The organism is Sneathiella limimaris, assembly GCF_012932565.1.
In the GTDB taxonomy this organism is placed as follows: domain Bacteria; phylum Pseudomonadota; class Alphaproteobacteria; order Sneathiellales; family Sneathiellaceae; genus Sneathiella; species Sneathiella limimaris.
In genome coordinates, this window is record NZ_JABBYJ010000002.1 from 19,867 (window position 1) to 41,541 (window position 21,675).

At 46.5% G+C, this 21,675-nt stretch carries 16 protein-coding genes and 1 pseudogene; 1 reads left to right on the plus strand and 16 read right to left on the minus strand.

The window, feature by feature from the left end:
* Nucleotides 1-11: 11 nt before the first annotated feature.
* From HH301_RS13765 to tdh, 11 genes and pseudogenes are all read right to left on the minus strand, one after another.
* Entirely contained in the window at nt 12-941 is a 930-nt protein-coding gene (locus tag HH301_RS13765) for an ABC transporter permease (RefSeq protein WP_169569610.1), read from the minus strand.
* A 2-nt stretch (nt 942-943) separates the two neighbouring features.
* Complete coding sequence (locus HH301_RS13770; RefSeq protein ID WP_169569611.1) at nt 944-1,918, minus strand: ABC transporter permease; 975 nt, start codon at nt 1,916-1,918, stop codon at nt 944-946.
* A 72-nt stretch (nt 1,919-1,990) separates the two neighbouring features.
* Nucleotides 1,991-3,586: an ABC transporter substrate-binding protein gene (locus HH301_RS13775; RefSeq protein ID WP_169569612.1), complete on the minus strand. Its 1,596-nt coding sequence runs from the start codon at nt 3,584-3,586 to the stop codon at nt 1,991-1,993.
* A 132-nt stretch (nt 3,587-3,718) separates the two neighbouring features.
* Complete coding sequence (argE, locus tag HH301_RS13780) at nt 3,719-4,885, minus strand: acetylornithine deacetylase (RefSeq protein WP_169569613.1); 1,167 nt, start codon at nt 4,883-4,885, stop codon at nt 3,719-3,721.
* Between the two features lie 121 nt (nt 4,886-5,006).
* Entirely contained in the window at nt 5,007-5,909 is a 903-nt protein-coding gene (locus HH301_RS13785) for an EamA family transporter (RefSeq protein ID WP_169569614.1), read from the minus strand.
* Between the two features lie 98 nt (nt 5,910-6,007).
* Nucleotides 6,008-7,471, minus strand: a complete 1,464-nt coding sequence (betB, locus tag HH301_RS13790; RefSeq protein ID WP_169569615.1) for a betaine-aldehyde dehydrogenase — start codon at nt 7,469-7,471, stop codon at nt 6,008-6,010.
* A 78-nt stretch (nt 7,472-7,549) separates the two neighbouring features.
* The gene (locus HH301_RS13795; RefSeq protein WP_169569616.1) at nt 7,550-9,007 is read right to left on the minus strand and encodes a SpoVR family protein; all 1,458 of its coding nucleotides are present in this window, start codon (nt 9,005-9,007) and stop codon (nt 7,550-7,552) included.
* Between the two features lie 6 nt (nt 9,008-9,013).
* Nucleotides 9,014-10,270 carry a YeaH/YhbH family protein gene (locus tag HH301_RS13800; protein ID WP_169569617.1) on the minus strand — a complete coding sequence of 419 codons (1,257 nt, stop codon included), beginning with the start codon at nt 10,268-10,270 and terminating at the stop codon, nt 9,014-9,016.
* Between the two features lie 14 nt (nt 10,271-10,284).
* Nucleotides 10,285-12,219 (minus strand): annotated as a pseudogene (locus HH301_RS17980) (serine protein kinase).
* Nucleotides 12,220-12,450: 231 nt separating this feature from the next.
* Nucleotides 12,451-13,644, minus strand: coding sequence for a glycine C-acetyltransferase (locus HH301_RS13810; RefSeq protein ID WP_169569618.1), 1,194 nt, complete (start codon nt 13,642-13,644; stop codon nt 12,451-12,453).
* Nucleotides 13,641-14,699 (minus strand): L-threonine 3-dehydrogenase, encoded by a 1,059-nt coding sequence (tdh, locus tag HH301_RS13815; RefSeq protein ID WP_169569619.1) that lies wholly within the window; start codon nt 14,697-14,699, stop codon nt 13,641-13,643. Before tdh ends, HH301_RS13810 begins: the two co-directional genes overlap by 4 nt.
* Nucleotides 14,700-14,792: 93 nt before the next feature.
* On the opposite strand from tdh, the gene HH301_RS13820 reads away from it, so the two are divergent.
* Nucleotides 14,793-15,368, plus strand: a complete 576-nt coding sequence (locus tag HH301_RS13820) for a helix-turn-helix domain-containing protein (RefSeq protein WP_169569620.1) — start codon at nt 14,793-14,795, stop codon at nt 15,366-15,368.
* Between the two features lie 6 nt (nt 15,369-15,374).
* Here HH301_RS13820 and HH301_RS13825 read toward each other — a convergent pair whose 3' ends face one another.
* From HH301_RS13825 to HH301_RS13845, 5 genes are all read right to left on the minus strand, one after another.
* Nucleotides 15,375-16,655: a glycerate kinase type-2 family protein gene (locus tag HH301_RS13825; RefSeq protein ID WP_206378338.1), complete on the minus strand. Its 1,281-nt coding sequence runs from the start codon at nt 16,653-16,655 to the stop codon at nt 15,375-15,377.
* A gap of 16 nt (nt 16,656-16,671) precedes the next feature.
* On the minus strand, nt 16,672-17,067 hold the full coding sequence (locus tag HH301_RS13830; RefSeq protein ID WP_206378339.1) for a GFA family protein: 396 nt from the start codon (nt 17,065-17,067) through the stop codon (nt 16,672-16,674).
* An 18-nt stretch (nt 17,068-17,085) separates the two neighbouring features.
* Entirely contained in the window at nt 17,086-19,113 is a 2,028-nt protein-coding gene (locus HH301_RS13835; RefSeq protein WP_169569621.1) for a molybdopterin-dependent oxidoreductase, read from the minus strand.
* A gap of 97 nt (nt 19,114-19,210) precedes the next feature.
* Nucleotides 19,211-20,464 (minus strand): NAD(P)/FAD-dependent oxidoreductase, encoded by a 1,254-nt coding sequence (locus tag HH301_RS13840; protein WP_169569622.1) that lies wholly within the window; start codon nt 20,462-20,464, stop codon nt 19,211-19,213.
* Between the two features lie 99 nt (nt 20,465-20,563).
* Entirely contained in the window at nt 20,564-21,526 is a 963-nt protein-coding gene (locus HH301_RS13845) for an MBL fold metallo-hydrolase (protein WP_169569623.1), read from the minus strand.
* Between the last annotated feature and the right edge of the window lie 149 nt (nt 21,527-21,675).

A 21,675-nucleotide genomic window follows, 5' to 3' on the forward strand; every position in this document is an offset into this window, starting at 1 on the left:
TCTGATCTCCCTTAACGCAGTTTCGGATTTAGGGCATCACGCATCCAGTCACCCAACAGATTCACTGCCAAGACTAGAATGAGAAGTGCCGCACCAGGAAAGATCGTGATCCACCATTCACCAGAGAACAAATACTCGTTACCAATTCGGATCAACGTCCCAAGCGAGGGAGTGGTTGGTGGAACACCAACACCCAGGAATGACAAAGTTGCCTCTGTAATCACAGCAACCGCCAAATGAATGGTAGCAATAACCATGACCGGTCCCATCACATTTGGAAGAATATGACGGTGCAAGATCGTGACTGGACGAATACCAATAACACGAGCTGCCTGAACATATTCCTTACCTTTCTCTACAAGAGTAGAGCCACGGACTGTCCGCGCATACTGCACCCAACCGGAAATTCCGATCGCAAAGATCAAAACGTAAATGGAAATTTCTTCATGAAGCTCTTTCGGGAAAATACCGCGCGCGACACCATCAATCAGCAGAGCAATCAAAATGGCAGGAAATGACAATTGGATATCCGCCACACGCATGATAAATGCATCGACCCGGCCACCAGCATAACCGCTGATAAGTCCGAGTGTAATACCAACGATCATTGAAAAAATCACAGAGGCAAACCCGACCAACAAGGAAATCCGCGCTCCATAAATAATCGTGGAGAGAATATCGCGGCCCTGATCATCTGTCCCCAAGAGAAAACGTGGATCACCTTCTAACATCCATACAGGAGGTAGGCTCGAATCCATGATATCAATCTTAGCCAGATCAAACGGATCATGCGGTGCGACGAACGGAGCGAATATCGCAGCCGCCAGCATAATTACGGTGATCACAAAAGAGACAATGGCAACTGGGTTCGTCTTGAAACTGTGCCAGATATCGCTATCGAGAAAACGCTCGAGACGTGTTGTTTCTACAGCTTTATCCATTGTTACGATCCGTCCTTAGTCCGCAAACGAGGATCTACCGCGAAATACAGAATATCCACAATCATATTAATCACTACAAAGAAGAAGGCGATGAGAACCAGATATGCCGCCATAATCGGAATATCCACGTCAGATATCGCCTGAACAAACATCAAACCCATACCTGGCCACTGGAATACACTTTCCGTAATAATCGCAAAGGCGATCAAGGAGCCAAGCTGAAGACCCGTAATTGTAATCACCGGCACAAGTGTATTTTTGAGCGCATGCTTAAAGTGAACAGAGCGATCAGGAAGTCCCCTTGCTCTTGCAAACTTAACGAAATCAGTTCTCAAAACTTCAAGCATCTCTGCTCTTACCAGACGCATGATCAATGTCATCTGGAACAATGCCAATGTAATTGATGGCAAGATTAGAGACTGAATACCAGACCAGGTGAGGAAGCCTGTGGTCCAAAAGCCAAGATCAACCACGTCACCCCGGCCGAAGGTTGGTAACCACCTTAAAATCACACCAAAGAAAAGAATTAAAAGAATACCGATCAGGAATGTAGGAAGAGACACCCCGACCAGGGACATGGTCATGACGACTTTAGACCAAAACCCATTTCGCCTGAGGGCTGTATAAACCCCAAAGGGAATTCCAATTAACAACGCCAAAATGGCCGAAACAAATGCCAGTTCCAAAGTTGCGGGCATCCGCTCTAAGATCATGTCTCTAACGGGAATTTTAAATTTGTAGGAATTTCCGAAATCTCCAACAGCAGCATTTGCTGCAAATCGTCCAAATTGGACGATAAAAGGATCATTCAACCCCAACTTTTCTCTGAGAACTTCCCGTTCGGCTTGAGTCGTGTCCTGACCAACCATATTGTTGATCGGATCACCAACGAACCGGAACATTGAGAAAGCGATTAGCGCGACAGTGAACATCACAATGAATGACTGCAACAATCGCTTGAACAAAAATGTGACCATGGCAATAAATTGTATTTACATATTAAAATAAAAATAGGGCCTGCGTTTGCAGGCCCTAAATCGAACGGCTAATTAGTTGACTACCACATAGCGGAAATCAAGTACGTTATCAGCACGCTGGTTTACAGTAACGCCATCTTTAACACCCCAAGACAGAGGCTGCTGATGAAGTGGCAGGTAACCGTATTCTTTCTGAACGATTGAGAATGCTTCTTTGATCATAGCATTCCGTTTCGCCTGATCAGTCTCTGAACCGATCTTCTCAGCCAGTGCGTCAACTTCTGGGTTACAGTAGTTACCCAGGTTGAACATACCTTTTTTGGCTTCTTTGTTCTGACATGTGATCAGAGAAGAGAAGACGTTTTCGGCATCCATAGTACCTGGTGTCCAGCCGAGAAGGTAGAAGCTTGTGTCGTAACCACCTGTTGCCAGAACCTTACCAAAGTATTTGGATTTAGGTTGCGCAAGCAGGTCAACTTTAACACCAACTTTAGCCAGCATAGACACAACTGCCTGACAGATTTTTTCGTCATTTACATAACGGTTATTCGGGCAGTCCATAGTCACTTCAAATCCATCTGGATATCCGGCTTCAGCCAGAAGTTCTTTGGATTTAGCAGGATCGTATGCGTATGGAGTATTCAGCTCAGGAATATGACCATTGATTTGAGGTGCAACCATCAAACCAGAAGGAGTTGATGCGCCGCGCATAACTTTCTTCTTGATTGCATCCAGGTTCAGAGCATGTGCGAATGCCTGACGAACACGAACGTCCTTGAATGGGTTCTTACCCTTAATGTTGGAATAGAGAAGCTCATCACGTCCCTGATCCATTCCAAGGAAGATTGTACGCGCCTCTGGACCAGCAAGTGGCTTAACGCCAGCAGCTTCTTCCAGACGGTTCCAGTCCTGAACAGGAACTGGGTATACCAGATCCAATTCACCTGAAATCAGAGCAGCAACACGAGTTGCAGCTTCTTTAATAGGCGTAAACTCAACTTCAGTGACGTTAGACTTCATTGTCCCCCAATAGCCGTCGAACTTTTTGAATGTTGTCTTCACGTCCGCTTTATGTTCAACGACCACGAATGGACCTGTGCCATTTTCATTTAGGTTCGCGTAGTTACCTGAATTATCGGCAGAAGCACTAGTCGCGTTTTCTGTCTTATTTTCTACAGACCATTCCTTATCCATGATGTAGATATAAGCAAGGTCTGAGGTCAGGATTGGGTTTGGCGCAGGTGTTTCGATGATGATTGTGTGATCATCGACAACTTCGATGTTTTTGATTTTGGAAGCGCGAGCAATCTGGTCAGACCCTTCGCTCAAGGCACGTTTCCAAGAGAATACAACGTCATCAGCAGTAAAAGCATTACCGTTATGGAACTTTACACCTTTACGCAGGTTGAACTTCCATTTAGTTGGCTCAATTGTCTCCCAGGACTCTGCAAGTCCAGGAACAGCAGCAAGGTTATCATCATAAAGGACAAGACCTTCATAGATGTTACCGAGTGTTCCCAAAAGGAAGGTTTCGTTCAAGGAATGCGGATCCAAGGAACTCAAGTTCCCCTGGAAAGCAAATTTGAACGTCTCCGCTTTAGCTACAGGCGCAGACAATGCCAGTGTGGCAGCTGCAGCTGCTGCTAAAAATCCATGACGCAATTTCATAAAAATCTCCCTGTGTTCATGGTTACATAAGTTTCAGCAATTTAAAATGCTGAGGAACGACATCCCGTTACCCTGTTGGTATGTCGAATAAGGAAGTGAGAGTACCCAATAGTTGTGATGCTGTCTACTTCCCTAATTTGCTAAATCATCAATAAGCTTGCGTATAAATTGCTCGGATTCCTTGACCTGAGACAACTCAATATACTCATTTGGCTGGTGTGCAATTCCAATTGATCCCGGTCCGCAAATTACAGTTGAGTAGCCAGCATCTTGAAATTGCCCTGCTTCCGCAGCGTAAGCAACATATGTAGTACTATTCCGACCAGTGAGCTTCTTGCACAGCTCCTCCGCAGCACCTTTTTCTTCCGGACCAAGCGCTGAAGTTGAAGAAACAAGCTCTGTCGTTATAGAGCATTCAGGATCAATCGCTCTCATAGCTGGCAGAATCTCTTCCTCGCAGTATTTATTGAAGCGATCGACAAAATCCTGCGGGTTATCGTCAGAAATATACCGAATATCCCATGCAAATTCACATTCACGGGAAATAATGTTCATAGCTGTCCCACCATTCATCACGCCAACGTGCAAAGTGGTATAAGCTGGGGCTGGGTGATAAAGGCTATCTGGATCAGCCTTAGCCTTGTTTTCAGCCATCATTTCGCCAATGAAGTTGACAAGTTTTGCAGCCGTCATGACAGCACTCACGCCATCTTCGACAAGGCTTGAGTGCGCCTCTTTACCAATAACCTTTGTTTTAAGTCCCCAAATTCCTTTATGAGCGGTCACAATGCCCATCATGGTTGGCTCACCAACTACAACTGCATGTGGCTTCATTCCATCATCGACCATTTTTTGGATCATGCGAGGTGAGCCTAGACAGCCAATTTCCTCATCATATGACAGAGCAAAGTGAATTGGGCGCTTAATCTTTTTTTCGAGCATCAACGGAACTTGAGACAGCGCGATGGCAGAGAAGCTCTTCATATCAGAAGTTCCCCGGCCGTATAGCTTACCGTCTTTTTCAGTCACTTTAAAAGGGTCAGTTACCCATGGCTGGCCATCGACAGGAACAACATCTGTATGACCAGAGAGGACAATACCGCCTTCTATATCGGGTCCTACTGTCGCAAAAAGGTTCGCTTTGGTGCCATCATCATTATAAATCTTTTCCGATTTTACGCCGTACTCTTCCAAGTAATCAGCAACAAAATCAATAAGTCCCAAATTCGAATTTCGGGAAACCGTGTCGAAAGAAACTAATTTTTCGATCATTTCGACAGGTGTATAGCGGGTGGCCAAAGCACTCCTCCATTTGTTTGACTTCAACTTAAGCCGCAAACTTTAAACAAATAAATTTTGGAATTCAAAGCCCATTTTTTAATTTTTTGCAAAACGATGATAAATTATCGGCTTTTTGTAATTATCCCAAAACTAAGACTAGGATTCCCGCAATAATCAGTAAGATTCCCATTCCTTCATTAAGGGAAGTTTTCTCCTTAAAATAGAAATAGGAGATTAAAAAAGTAAACACGAGTTCTATCTGTCCAACAGCCCGTACATAAGCCGCGTTCTGCAAGGCCATCGCTGTAAACCAACCGATTGACCCTAACATACTTGTGACCCCGACCCAAACAGCAACCCTCCATGACCGGAGAACAAGCGAGAATTGCCCTTTTTCAAAAACCGTCAGATAAATAGTGACAACAACTGACTGAAAAATAAGAACAAATAGGATTGAAGTAGCTGCTTGCATCCATACTCCCTCTCCACCAAGGGAAAGTGAAGCTGCTCTGTAACAAACCGCGCAAATTCCAAACAGGCCACCGGACAATAATCCATATAGGGCAGACTTGCCTGTCCAACCAACCAGCAGCTCTTTAAGTGAGATGCGGCTACCAGACACCGAGATCAACATGATTCCAACAAGACTGATAGCAATGGCGATTAAAGCGGGAACCGACAAATGATCCCCCAGAAGGACAATTCCAAAAACTGCAGCCTGAACTGTTTCCGTTTTACTATAGACGGTTCCAACAGCAAAATTTCTAAGAGAGAAAAGAGCAACCAATAGCGCCGTTGCCAGAATTTGAGACAACCCACCAACGACCACATAAGTTAAAAATTCGGGGTTTGGCGAAAAATATTCGAACCCACCACCATGATGCAAAGCCAACACATAAATCAGCGCAAAAGGCATTGCGTAGAAAAAGCGAACATGTGTGGCGCCGCCTGTCGTCAACCGATCCTTCAGGTATTTTTGAAGTGCAGTTCTGACATTCTGAAAAAAAGCTGCAAAAATTGTTATGGGAATCCAGGCTTCCATAGAACAGTCCTGATTTGTTTTTATTTGGAAGACTGAAAGCCTAAAAGCTTTCTATTCCCTGTCAATTATTTGCTGCGCATAGCTGCCATGTTCCGCACTCAGTAACTACTCTCAACATCCCCAAGTTCAACATAGACGCTCTTAATTTCACTGAAATGGTCGAGGGTACGAGCACAGTTTTCACGGCCGATTCCAGATTGCTTACTGCCGCCGAAGGGAACACCGGCCGGTGTCAGGTTATAGTTATTTACCCAGCAGGACCCAGCCTGCAATTTGCGAACGACACGATGTGCGCGAGCCAGATCTTTTGTAAATAACCCTGCAGCCAAACCAAATTCCGTATTATTCGCCCGCTTAATGACTTCTTTTTCGTCCTGAAATGTCAAAACAGACATTACAGGACCAAAAATTTCCTCCTGACATATCCGCATATGATCTTCGCACCCTGCAAAAACGGCTGGAGACATATAGAAGCCACCTTCCATATCAGGCACTTCTACTCTTTCGCCGCCCGTAATAAGCGTTGCGCCCTGTTGAACACCGAGCTCGACATAAGACAAAACTTTCTCACCATGGTCTTCACTAATCAGAGCACCGACATGTGTCTCTTCAGCCATTGGATCCCCAATGACCATCTTCTCAGTCCGCTCCACCAGCTTTTCAAGAAACATGTCCCGGATTGACGCATGTACAAATACCCGCGTCCCATTGGAGCAAACCTCTCCCTGACTATAAAAATTGGCATTCATCGCAGCAGCCACAGCGTTATCTAGATCCGCATCCTCAAAAATGATCAAAGGAGACTTACCCCCCAATTCCATAGTGGTATGTTTCACAGTAGAAGCTGCGGCTTCGAGCACCCTCTTGCCTGTGGGGACTGACCCTGTGAATGTCAGCTTATCAATGCCTGGGTGTGACGCCAGAATTGCCCCAACCTGCCCCATTCCTTGAACAACATTGAACAAGCCATCCGGAAGCCCTGCTTCCCTATAAATCTCGGCAAGAGTATATGCGTTCAAGGGCGTGAGCTCAGACGGCTTAAAAATCATTGCGTTTCCAGCCGCCAGAGCCGGCGCAGATTTCCAGGTCGCAATCTGTAAAGGATAGTTCCAAGCCCCGATACCAGCGCAAACACCGAGAGGTTCCCGAATGGAATAAGCCATTGACCCGTTTCCAAGATCATGAAAGTCACCTTTCATATCCATGGCAATCCCGCCAAAAAACTCTAGGGCGTCAATGGCACTATCAACATCAGCATAAGGTGTCTCTGAAATCGGTTTACCGGTGTCCAGTGTTTCAATTTCCGCTATCTCTTGTCGACGATCCCGCATAATTCGCGCCGCCGCCAACAAAATACGGCCTCTCTCAATCCCTGGCACTGTTGCCCATTCTTCTTGAGCATTCTGCGCTACTGAAATCGCGAGTTCAACGTCATCTGGTCCCGCAAGACTGATCTCCCTATCGACAGCCCCGTCCATTGGACGATAGTTAGTAAAGGTTTCCCCACTACTTGAGAAAACAGCTTTACCGCCAATAAATAAGGGTAATGTAGATATTGCCATAGATCCCCCACGAACCAATCGAAAGTTAATCAAACACCTGATGCTTAACTAGACCTCTAAAGGATCGGACCTGGCAATTCAATCCTGAAGAAAATAACTTGTGATTGGGTCTTTCATCAAATCGGATGTCATGCTCAATCCCTTTTCATCAAAAACATAGCAGGCCGAGCTTTCCTTGAGCTGTGTTTCCAAAAAGACTTTCCGTCCCCATAGCCGGTAGATATGCTCCAGCGTTTTCTCAGCATACCCGGCATCCAACTCCCGACCATCGAACTCATGCCTGAGCTTTAAGCCACGCGCTCCGTCACAATCGCCATCAGTAACAAGAATATTTGGAATGCCTCCCAGACCTACTGATTTAATTAAAAGGTTCCGAACATCTTTCCAATCCACTTCGTTAGAGGTTTTGGTCACAATCCATTCTGATTGCTGAACTTCCGCTTCGAAGAGGTCCAGTTTTTCCATAGTCTCTCTATCCATAAAACGCCGGATGAAGGAAGCATCACGATCTACTTCCCGAATTTCAAAGAGAGCCTCGCGAACATCTAGGGGCTGTTGATCAGTTGAATGATCACGCGCCTCTCCAATCAATTTTTCCTCAATCCGGTCCCAGAGCGTGAGACCAATATTGTATGGATTGATATCACCAGGAATGGGACGAACCACCTGATTGTGGCGGACCAAAAATTCCATATGAATATCGGAAGGCAGATCGAGACTATTCATGATTTCTCGATGCCAATAGCAGGCCCAACCCTCGTTGATAATCTTTGTTTCCATTTGTGGCTGAAAATAAAGAGCTTCCTCATGAACAATCGTCAGTAAGTCTTTTTCCCATTCAGATAATCTCGGATTTTGATCGCGAATGAAAAGAAGTAAATTTTCATCAGGTTCAATTGGAAACTTGTGCACTATTTGCTCGCTCAACACTTCGCCATCAGCCTTCTGTTTCTTATTATCGGCTTCAACCCGATGAACCGCACGCTCCAACTGCTGTTCATGAGTCCTCCGGCGAATTCCTTGATTTTTTTGACAATGGAATGAAAGTGCATGCGCTGCATCAAGAATACTCTCCACAGCTTCTTGGCCAATTGAAGGGTCTTCCACATATCCCCGAACCCTGTCAGCATGCGCTTTGAAACGAGCAACGACCCGATCCGCCTCAGTATGGGAAAACGTGAAGTTGTTTTTGAAAAAATCATTATGCCCATAAACATGCGCCATGGTCAGGATCTGCAGGCATAAGGAATTATCCCTCATCAGACCGGCAATACAGGGGTTACTGTTAATCACCATTTCATAGGGAATGCCCTGCACACCGTAATCATAAAAGGTTTTAGTCTTTTCAAATGATTTTCCAAAAGACCAATGGGGGTAATGAGACGGCATACCGTGATAGGCCATCATCCCCAACATCTGCACATGATCACAGATTTCAAACTCCTGCGGATAACAGTCCAGACCAAATTCAGCGACTTTCTCAGAGATTCTGGCTTCCCACTTTTCCAAATCTTTTAACTCATAACTCCGTCCCATAGCCTGCTACCCCCAGCTTTCTGGATCAGCATGAATAGCGTTGCTCTTCTCTCGCTCTCGCGACAGAAAAGCTTTGAATTTCGGCCAAACATCTGCCTTTGACGTGATGCAGACTGTTGTAAAGTTCTTCTCTGAAAAATCATCGTATTTCTCGAGCATCGGTGTTCCCCAAGAAATTGTCCCTTCTGGTTTAATCTCACCATATCCAAAGAGGTTGCAAACCTCGCAAAGCTTGCCAGCCAAATCCAGCGTTCTTGGAATATCCTCCTGAAAATTATCTCCATCCGAACAATGAAATGCGTAAATATTCCAAAGGGATGGATCAAATCTCTCATCAATAATATCAAGGGCTTTTTGATAGCCGGATGAAATCATAGTTCCCCCGGATTCTCCCTTGTGAAAAAAGTCGTCTTCACTGACTTCTTTCGCCGCTGAGTCATGCGCGATAAACACGAGTTCCGTGTTCCGGTATTTTAGTCGGACAAACTGGTAAAGAAGGAAAAAGAAGCTTCTTGCCAAGTATTTTTTCAGCACCGTCATGGAACCAGATGTATCCATAATACACATCACCACCGCATTGCTCTCATAACGGATATCCGGTTTATGTCTGTGGTAGCGAAAATCCCTTTGATTAAATGGAAAACGTTCTTTTTCTTCAACTTCGAGCGGATCGACTATCGCCTCTGCATCCTCGGTTCGGGCTGCTTCCAATTTTTGATGGACAAATTTGCGACGGAGGCGACTTTTCGCCGTCTTCTTCTTATCCAGGTGGGCCCGTATTCCGACCCGTTTAGTCCCACTTCGTTTATGGGTATACTCCGCTTCGATAGCTCTTAACGGTTTACTCTCAAGATCTGGTAACTCGAGATCTTCAAACATCAACTCAATCAACTCATCAAGCGTAACGTCTGTCTCGTAATAGTCATCGCCAGGCTGATTACCTGCCTCACCCTCACCTGGCTTGCTGCCGTCGCCATCCTGATCAACCTTACCAACAATCTGCCCCTCCTCAGTCCCCCCATTTCCCTGGGCAACACGAGGTTGGTTCTGACCATAGATAAAGCGATATTCTTTAATTCCACGAATTGGAATTTTGATGATTTGGTCTGAAGCGCGACCAATGATCGACTGCTCCGAAATTACATCTGCGACATTCTCTTTTAAAACCTCCCGCAGTTTCTCTTTATGCCGCTGCCGATCCCCAGATGAGCGATCAGACTGTAGACTGTCAGAAGGCGAATAAGGGCGGAAAATAGCACCCATTTCAGCTCTCCTTTCTAATCCTTCCAAAGATGATTGGCGGCATACTTCAGAACTATATCTGCTGAAAATTCGGTATAGCCCCGCTCCAACATATTTTCGACAAGCGCGTTGAACTTATCCTGCTGATCTTCATCCCGGGTTCTTGCCTTAGTAATAATCCGGCTGATGTCCCTGACAGATTCCATCAGTTTCTTTTCAATCGCCTCTCGCAATGGATCGTAACTTTTATAATCCACTTTCTTGCCGCGCCGACCAACTGACCAGAGGTATGAAATCACCTCTTGACGGAAACCATCTACAGAAGAGCCAATTATCGCGATTTGTTCTTCAATATTTTTCAGGAAATTTTCGTCAGGCTCCATCTCATCGCTGGAGTTTCGATCTTTCAAAGTGGTTTTATTTACGTAGGCCTCGGCATGATCCAAATAATTCTGGAACAGAGTTTCCGCCTGTTCCTCGTAGGCATAGACAAATGCTTTGGTGATTTCTTTTTCTAAAATCTCCAGATAGGCCTTGTGGATGACGTCTTGCAACAGCTCCAGATAGTATTTGCGCACATCATCCGCAAACTCCATTTCCTTGACCATTTTAATCATGACATCGCGGATATGAATTGGTGTAATTCCATCCACACTATCCGTTAGCGCCGTGTCAATCGCCTTCATAATGAAACGCGGGGAAATCCCACTCATTCCCTCATTAAGCGCGTCTTCCTTCAGTTCCTGAAGGTCAATTTTCTTGGTACGGCCTTTTTCAACAACGTCCTCACCATTATAGAGACGCATCTTGGTGACCACATCGCATTTTGGAGATTATTCAAGCCTGCTCATGATCGCGAACATGGCTGCGACCTCCAAGGTGTGAGGTGCGATATGAGACTTAAAGCCCGAGCGTCCTAGCATTTTCTCATAAATCTGGATCTCTTCATTAAGTCGCAAATTATAGGGCACTCTAACAGTGACAATTCGGTCCAGAATTGCCTCGTTTGTGTGATCAGCCTTGAACCTTCGCCATTCCGCCTCGTTTGAATGAGCCAAAATCACGCAATCCACATAAATGGTTCCATGGCGACCAGGCGCCGGTACGAACTTTTCCTGTGTAGCCGTAATAATTGAATGGAGATATTCAGTTTCGTTCTTGAAAACCTCAATAAATTCGACAATCCCCCGGTTTCCTGCGTTAAAAGCACCATTGAGATCAAGAACCCGCGGATCCCCTTCAGAATACTGATCCAGTTTTGAGATATCCTCAGAACCGATCAGAACGGATGTATCCTGATTATTGGGATCCACGGGTGGAACGACAGCAATCCCCCTGCGATGCATTCTGGAAAAGGTACTTGTTGTTACTGGGAATTTTTCATACTTACCATCGAACTCATGCTCAAGGCGGTGACGACAAACAGGACACAATTCACCCTCGATCTGCACATCCAGCATTTCGTTAAATTTCTCACGAAGAGGACGCGGAATTAAGTGAAGGGGTTCCTCTCTGATAGGGCAGCCCTCTATCACATAAATTGGTGGCGCTTCAGTCAGTTTGCGTTTCAAATGTTCGGAAATTGAGCTTTTACCGGCACCTACGGGCCCCATTAGGTAAAGAACTTGCCGGCTTTCTTCACCCTTCATTGCAGCGGCGTGGAAGTATCGGACAATTTTTTCAAGTGCAGGCTCAACACCAAAAAATTCATTTTTAAAGAAGTTATACATCTTGGGTGGTGTGTCCCCCCACAGCTTCAAACTTCTCGCGCTGTCGTCCATTTCCTCTGCTGGAACCATCCCGGTCCCTGCGATAACATCATACATATGCTTATGAGAGAGGGCGTATATTTCTGGAGTTTCCCGAACAAGTTCCAGATAGTCCAAAAACGTTCCGCTCCAACTCTGATTTTTACGATCTTCGTGGTCTTTGTTGATAATCTCCCTAAAGTCTTCTTTCTTGCGTGGCATGTAAATCACTCCGTCCTGTGACAACTCAACTTATGCCAATTCTGGCATATGCTCATGTTAACGAAGTGCTCTAATTTAGAATTAAATCAAGTATGAGGCGGCAAAATTTTTATTTAGCCGCACATCACAAACATTTGAATTTATTAAATTATTTATGACGTAAATTGAAAATGAGAAAAATGTGACGATCATTACAGATCGTCACACACCAGTAAATTGCGAGTTTGAAGGTCAGGCTAATCCGGAGTTTTCCAGACATTTTTTCAGTGTGATGGCAACCTCTTCCAATTGTTCTTTGCTATGCGCACGAGATACCTGGAAACGCAGGCGCGCTTCCCCTTCAGGCACAACGGGAAATCCAAATCCAGTAACGAAAATACCCTCTTTGAGTAATTCGCCTGCAATACGAATTGCAGTTGAAGTCTCACCCAATATCACAGGGACGATGGCACTATCCCCCTCCAGAGGAGACAATCCCAACTCTCTCAGGTAATTTCGAAACCATCCTGCCTTCTCTTGAAGGGCAGCAACCCACTCTGGATGAGATTTCAGTAGCTCTATAGATTTGAGACCCGCAGCCGCCACAGATGGAGGAAGAGCATTTGAAAACAAATGAGGCCGGGATTTCTGGATCAATGTTTCAGTAACTGCCTTGGGTCCTGCGACAAATCCGCCAGTTCCTGCCCCCAATGCTTTACCAAGCGTTCCCGTAAAAATATCAATTTGATCCAATACGCCGAAATGTTCTGCGACACCAAGGCCAGTTGCCCCCAGAACGCCAAGACCATGGCTATCATCCAAGACAATTAAGGCGTCATACTCCTCAGCCAGTTTGACAACCTGATCGAGGGGTGCAATGTCCCCCTCCATTGAGAAAACACCATCCGTAACGATGATCCGACTGGGTGAGCCTGAATATTCTTTTAGCAACCGTTCCAAATCTGCCATATCAGAATGACTATAGACCTTGCGGACAACTCCTTTTCCTGTCGCCCTAATACCATCGATCAAACTGGCATGATTTAACTCATCTGAAAGGATCACGTCCCCCTCCCCGCAGATGGCTGCGAAGAGACCCGTATTCGCGGCCCAACAGGATGAGTAGGTCAATGCAGCTTCTGTTCCATGCAAATCTGCCAAGGCAGCTTCAAGTCGCTGGTGGATATCTTGCGTGCCACAAATAAACCGCACAGAGGCAGTGCTAGCACCATAATCAAGCAAGGCACCTCTCGCTGCCTCGACGACCTCTGGATGATTTGCCAATCCCAGATAATCATTTGAAGACAGAAGGGATACCCCTTCTTTCCCTTCCAACTTGATCTGGGCACCGATCGGACCTTCAATTGACTTCAAGTGCTTATAAGTACCACTAGTTTCCGCCGCTTTCAGGTTATCTGATAAACGATCGAGTAATTGATTGCTCATTGCAGAACTCCTGTTTTCAGGCTTTTGAAATCCAGCACAACTTTACCGCAAGCCCCTTCTTCCATCAGCTTAAAGCCAGTATCGAAATCTCTGGCAGGTAAGGTGTGCGTAATCACCTTATCAATCAGTTCGGGGTTTTTCAGCATAAACGCCTCCACCTGATACCAGGTTTCATACATACGCCGACCGGTTACACCCAGCAGGCTAATACCTTTCATTACAACCTTGCCACCAAGATCCAGCTCAACAGGACCACCAGGGATCCCTAAAAGCGCAACAGTCGCACCGGGCGCAGCGATTTCCAATGCGTCGTTCAAGGCCCGGCCGTTACCACTAACCTCCAGCACAACATCAGGACCATGCCCATTCGTTAAATCCAGGATATCTGATTTACAGGTTTCGTGCCGCGGATTGACAACAAGATCTATGTCGAGGCTTCTAGCAATCGCCGATCTAGCCTGGTTCGGCTCCTGCACTGAAACAGTTCTGGCACCGTGCGCTTTTGCAATTGCCGCTGCAAACAGGCCAATAGGACCGCCGCCAACAATCAAAACATCTTTCGCCGTAACCTTGGCTGTTGCCACCATGTGCATTGCGTTGCCAACCGGATCGAAAACAGCGGCATGCTCATCCGGAATTGCAGCCGGCACCTTCCATAGATTTGTGGCAGGAACCAAGACTTGTTCAGCAAAAGCACCAGCCCGATCAACACCAATAATCTCGGTTTTTTCGCAGATATGCGCATTTCCCGTCCGACAAAGTGTGCATTGACCGCAGGCAATATGACACTCGGCGGAAACCCGCTCCCCAACTTCAAAGCCACTGACTTCTTCGCCAATAGCGCTGATAACACCGACAAATTCATGCCCGATTGTCATGGGTGTTCGGATACGGCCAGATGACCAGCTATCCCATTGGTAAATATGAAAATCAGTTCCACAAATACCAGCAGCAATGACATCTACCATAACCATACCGCGGCCTGGCTTTTCAAGAGCTGGCTGGTCACTGGACCAGATCCCATATTCCGCTTTGGCTTTGGCTATCGTAAACATTTTTTCAATCTCACTAGCAATTGGATAAAAATCCAGTATAATGGAAAAATTGTCCGTACAATATATTGGATTTTTATCCTGTCAACAGGAAATATGACTGAAAAAGCTTTTGCCACACCAACGGTCGGAAAAACCGTAAATCGTCTTCGAAAACAAAAACAGCTCACACTGGACCAACTGGCCAGTCAGTGTGGTGTTTCCAAGTCTATGTTATCACAGATAGAGCGGAATGAGACCAATCCTACCCTTGCCATTGTCTGGCGATTGGCAGATGCACTGGGTCAAACTATTGATGATCTCATTCGCGGGGAAGAAGGCGAGACAAGCCTTTCAATTGTTGGCGGTTCATCAATCCCTATCCTGCATGATCCCAATGGGACTTATACATTGACAGTCCTTAGCCCAGCTGATCTCGTGAATAATATTGAATGGTATGAGCTTTCATTGGAGCCGGGTGGAATTTTGGACTCAGAACCTCACCCTGCCCGAACAATGGAGCATCTAACAGTACTGGAAGGTGAGGTTGAAGTAAAATGTGGCCGTGAGGTTGGTGCCGTTAAGTCAGGCGAAACCGCCCGCTATGGAGCTGACCAACCCCATTACATCAAAAATAAAACCAAAAAGGTGGCGAGAGCTCTTCTCGTCATGATGATGGGCGGCACGACCTAATTCAGATTACAAAATCAGGATCGCCCGGAAATCATTGACGTTCGTCCGGGTTGGGCCGGTCTTGACCAAGTATCCCAGCTTCTCAAAAAAGCTGTAAGCATCGTGACGCTCCAGATATTCCCGAATTGAAAGCCCCTCTTCTTCTGCTTTTTCATAAAGACCCGGATTGAGAAGAGCACCTGCATTATCTTCTGTTCCATCAATACCATCTGTATCAGCTGCCAGCGCAAATACATTCTCCATTGGTCCCAATGCATCTGCAAGAGCAAGCAGAAATTCAGCGTTTCGGCCGCCCCTACCGGGTGTTTCAGTCGATCGGACTGTAACGGTTGTTTCACCGCCAGATAAGATTACACAGGGCTTCGGCAATGGCTGATCATAATCATTCTCTTGCCGGACAATTGCAGCGTGGACTTTAGCGACATCTTTCGCCTCTCCCTCCAGCTGATCACCAAGAACGACAGGTGTAATTCCAAGGGAACGCGCATAAATAGCCGTTTCCTGCAATATATCCTGTGGGATGGTCATCATATGAGCATCTGAAGACTGAAAGGCAGGATGATCCTTTGACGGAGGCTCGGCCGCTTCTGTTTCCAGATGAACTGCCACATCAGCAGGTATGTCGATCTGGTATTTTTTAAGGATTGCTTTTGCATCCGCTACAGTTGTCAGATCCGGCACTGTAGGCCCCGATGCAATAACCGATGGATCATCACCAGGCACATCCGAGATCATATAAGTCACTACTTTAGCTGGGTACGCGGAAACGGCCAAACGCCCACCTTTAATGCTGGAGAGTTTCTTTCGAACAGTGTTCATCTCACTGATATCTGCACCGGAGGCTAGCAAAGCTTTGTTGACAGCCTTTTTGCTTTCCAGGCTAACGCCGTCTGCCGGCAAGGCGAGAAGCGAAGATCCGCCACCGGAAATCAGCACGATGACAAGATCATCCTCGGTAAGGTCGGAGACTTGCGCCAGAATTTTCTCAGCTGCTTTTTGACCGGCTTCATCCGGCACAGGATGTCCTGCCTCAACAACTTCAATTTTTTCAAGGGGCAAGCCATGGGCGTAGCGAGTAATCACTACTCCTTCAAGCGGGCCATGTGCCCAGTTTTTCTCAATAACTTCTGCCATGGAGGCTGCCGCTTTTCCAGCGCCAACCACAATCGTTCTGCCTGAAACAGGTTCAGGGAGAGGCATTTTTTCCGCAGAAGGATAAGCAGTCGTAACCGCCAGTCGGAAGAGCGATAAAAGAAACTCTTCAGGTGCTAAAATATCGTCAGTCACAGTTTAGGCTCAGGCTTTACTCTTCTTCATACTTGGGTAGATCATCATGGATATCATAGTAATCTCCCTTAGAGCCAACAAAGATATGGCTGGCCGAACGAATACCCGTGGGCTCCTCAAGACAGCCTGCTGTAATGCTCATTGTTTGGGGCCTATTTAGCTCAAAAAAGAACATACTGGCACCGCAAGTTTTACAAAAACCACGCTTCGCGATGTCTGAGGATTGATACCAGGTCAAGCCATCGTCTTTGATGAAATTGAGACCTTCCATAGGTGCGGTCGTATAAGCAACCGCATCTCCGTGAAATTTCCGGCACATCTTGCAATGACAAACAATGGGATCCCGCATATCTCCCTGAATTTCAAACGAAACTTCACCGCAGAGACAGCCTCCTCTTACAACTTTGGTCACCGCTGTCTTTCCCCCTATTCAAGCAATTTCCACATCGACGCGCGCATCGTTGTAACATGCCCCTTCACAGAGGTCAGCCTTAGATGTCGGCGCCAAAGCAGAAACCGTTTGGTTGTTGCGTGTCGTCACAAACCAGGAGCCCTTGGGAGAATAGACAACACCTGGTCGAACATCTTCCGTGATTTTCAAAGGAAGGAACACCTCACCCAAGTCATTAAACACCCGAACCTCGGCACCATCTCTCAGGCTTCTTGCTTTTGCATCAATTGGATTCATTTCAAGTTCGGGCGTTTTTGTATTCGCCTTAACTCCACCAAAAGTCGACGTAATCAATTTATTCGAAGAAGGTGTAATAAGGACCAAAGGGTACTGGCTTTCTAAAGGCCGAAAGGTTGGGATCTGCTGACCATATTTCTGCTCTAGATAATCAGAGCTAAGCTCTATCCGCCCAGAAGGTGTTTTTGGCATCACATTTTCAAAGAGGATCACTTCGCCCAGTTCCTGTTCCATCGAAACAGAAGTCCCGACCAGTAATTCAGATGGCCGAACTCCGTGAAACCGAGGATCATTAGGATCCAACGCTTCATCCATGAGCTCCTTATCCGTTGCGGCAAAGGCAGGATCATTAAATCCGAAGCGCTTCGCTAAACGGCGAAAAATCTCCATATTAGGCAGGGCTTCTCCCACTGGGTCTATGACAGGTTCTGCCCGCTGGACATAAGGTTGTCCATATGCGCAGTAAATATCGTCATGTTCGAAATGGGTACAGGCCGGCAAGATAATGTCAGCATATTTCATGCTATCCGTCATGGTCACGTCACATCCAACGATGAACAGATCTTCTCTTGCGAGCCCTCTTTTCATTTGGTTCTGATCCGGTGCGACAATGACCGGATTATGATCATAGATAAACACGCCTTTGATCGGTGTTTCCAAATCGTCCTCATCCAAGTGCCGTCCAATATCTAGGATATTCAGAGTTCGGGTTCCCTCCGGCACAAAATCAGGACGCGTCAATTTGGCTGATGTTTTGGGAAACAGATTACCCGAGCCACCGACGATACCGCCCCCCCGAACTCCGAACTTATTTGTCAGTGCTGGAATAGCGTAAATAGCGCGAACACTATTTCCACCATTTTGGTTGCGCTCAATTCCATTCCCAACAGCAAAAGCCGCAGGGCTACGCTCCTTAATCAAGGACGCGAATTCCTCTATCTGTTCAAGACTAATTCCACATATTTCCGACGCGGCTTCAAGAGAGAGGCTTTTTGCCTGCTCCATTACCTCTGTAGCACCTTTGACATGCGCATCAATAAATGCCTGATCAAATGCTCCTTTTGCTTCAAGCAACTGAAGCAAGGCAAACGCCAGTACAATGTCTGTACCTGGTTTTACCGGCAGGTATAAATCGGCCTGATCCGCAACCTTAATTTTTTTGGGGTCCACAACAACAACTTTAGCTCCACTCGCTTTTGCCTTCTTAATCAACGGCGCTAGATGGAGGTTGGAAAAAGTGACATTGTTTCCCCAAACAACAATTAGCTTCGCATGCACAATTTGTTCAGGCTGCATGGCTGGCGCTGACCCAAAAGTCCCCATATAGGCTTCGCCTTTAACACCGCCGCACATCGGGCGCCGTGAAAGCAACGTCGCTCCTAATTTGTGAAAGAAGCGCAAATCCATGGAACCACCTGCCAACATCCCATGGGGGCCCGCATAATTCAGCGGCAAAATGGCTTCAGGTCCATATTCTGCGATGATGTCTGAAAAACGATCGAAGATTGCATCGAGCGCTTCATCCCAACTGATCCGTTCAAATTCGTCACCGCCTCTAGCACCTATTCGCTTCAGCGGATACATCAGTCGGCCGGCTTCATGCACAAATTCTGGGTAATACTGGGATACTTTGTTGCAAATAACCCCATTTGTCAGGGGGTTTGCTTTGGATCCGCGAACTTTGACAATCTGGTTATCTTCAACGGTGACGGATAAGCTGCAGGTATCAGGGCAATCCAATGTGCAGACACTCGGGCGTTCCAGACGCATTTCAGACCTCTTCTAACTCTAGGACCAGCCTAAAGATTAAATCAAACCGGTTCCTTCAAAAGATCCACTGCGTCAATCAGTGAGGTACCAATTTGTGCTAGAAACGGTTAGCGCGATAAGGCCACAAGGATATGGTTTCAGGTTTTTCCAATGCTAGATCCCGAACCAGACGTGCCGTTGTGACTCCCATCGTCATTCCATAATGCTGATGCCCAAAGGCAAGAATAACATTCCGGCTCTTCTGAGATCGCCCAATAACAGGTAGAGAATCTGGTGTGGATGGTCGATACCCTAGCCAAACATCCTGCTCAGTTGTGTCGAGGTTTGGAAGCATTTTCTTGGCAAAAGGAAGAAGTTTGCGAATTCTTCTAAAATCGGGACCTCTCTCCAATCCGGCAAATTCGACCTGACTGGTCATGCGGATGCCCCTTTCCATGGGCGCCAATACAAAGGATTTTTCACCATATACAATAGGACGTGAAATTCCCTTATCACCGAGGGGTGGTAGCATCATGTGATACCCCCTCTCGGTGTCCAACAGGACTTCCGAGCCGACCTGTTCAGCCAAATGTTTGGACCAGGCCCCAGTTGCAATCACCAGCTTATCAGCCGTAAATTCTTTGCCACCACCACTCGCAGACACCTTGTCTTTTGAAACAATGTGAATGGTATCTATGTTGGAAATCTCAACTGTTCCGCCAATACTGCGAAATGCATCAGCAATACCGTGAACAACTTTTTCAGGATTGAGTAAAAAGCGTGCCTTGGATTGATAAATGCCATGCTGGAAAATTCCATTAAGGTTCGGCTCCAGATCCGTGATCTCCTTTTGCCCCAATACATCAAACGGCGCTTTCATTTCCGTCATTAATTGGCGCATATCCCGTGTTGCCTGAAAACCCTCCTCACTGTCATAGACTTTCAGCCAGCCAACATCCTGGATCAGGTGCTCAAGTTTTAGGGTTTTCATGAAACGGGCCCAATCCCGAGTGGCGTATTGCGTTATCTGTTTCAGATAGGTCGCATTATGATGAACACGTTCTTCGCGGGCTTCCTGTGCAAATCGTAACAGCCATGGCAAAGCCTTGCCAAAATATGACCAACGTAAGGTTAAAGGCCCGGTTGGGTCCAACAACATGGATGGTACATCTTTAAGGATACCCGGCATTGAATTTGGAACACAGCCATCTGCGACAATTGCACCCGCATTCCCATAAGACGTCCCGGCACAAGGGCCGACACGATCAATGAGAGTGGTTTGAAAACCCGCTTTTTGGAGCATATATGCACTGCTGACACCAACTATGCCGGCTCCAACTACAATTGCAGTTTTTTGTTCCTTCTTAGCCATTTACCTTCCCACGTTTTATCTTCCGCTACAGTGTAACCGGATCGAGCGCGGGCTGCAAAAAAGAAAAGCCACCCGAAGGTGGCTCTGTGAATTTTGATGTCAGTCCTGCAACTGATCCCATACTTCCTGATCTCGCTCATCCGTCCAGATCCGCGGCCAGTCAATGCCGTCAAATTCATCCCAAAGACGTTGGACATCAAATGGCAGGCAGTGTTCAAATATTGGCCACATGCCAAATTTTGGCGCCAGATGTTCATGAGTGGCCAAGAAGGCTTCTTTTAGCGTACCGCCTCTTTTATGAACTTCACCAACTTTTTCAATCATACCGTTTAGAAAACCACGTGTCTGCTCAATGGCTGCGTCTACCTGATCTCGGCCACGTGCAACAGCACCTCGACCACCGATCAGGATCTCAGCTTCATAAGACTTAACCTTGTCCAAAGTTTCTGAGGCCCAATCAAAATGGAAAGCATCACCTGTATACAAAGCCGCGGCTGCCTCCACCAAATCACCAGCAAACAAGATCTTCTGCTTTGGCAACCAAGCAATGATGTCACCAGCCGTGTGTCCACGGCCGCAGAACTCGAGAACCAGGTCCCCTCTATCGCCGCCAAGTGGAATAGTGAGCTTGTCGTTAAATGTAATATCAGGATGAGTTAGACCTGGAATACCTTCCGGCTCCCGGAATAGCCTTGGCATGCGGCCGAACTCGCTATCCCAGTCCTCTTTTCCACGCTCCTCAATCAGAAACTTGGTTTTCTCGTGGGTGATAATGCTCTCAGCCTGAAAAGCACTCGCTCCCAGAACACGAACTGCATGGTAATGGGACAGCACCAAATATTTTACCGGCTTCTGAGTATGCTCCCGAAGTTTTTCCAACCAGTCATTAGCAGCCCGCGGAGTTGCTCTGGCTTCAAATGCAATCAAGAAATCCTCTGCCTCAATCGCACCAACATTTGGATCACCTTCCGCCGTCAGGGCATAGACCCCTTCGCTCAACACTTCTAGCGTTTCGGTTTTTTCTTCGGTATCTGCTGAAGACGCAAAAGGTTTTTTTGCCATTTTCTCACCCTTACATAAGTTGCTATTTGATCCTGGCCCCTTTGGAGCGATCTTATGGTTTAAAGCCAATAGCACAATTTAGTTTCAAAAGTAACTATTTTTTATTGCCCTTGGCTTCCCATGAGGTTAAAGTAATTTCAACTGAAACT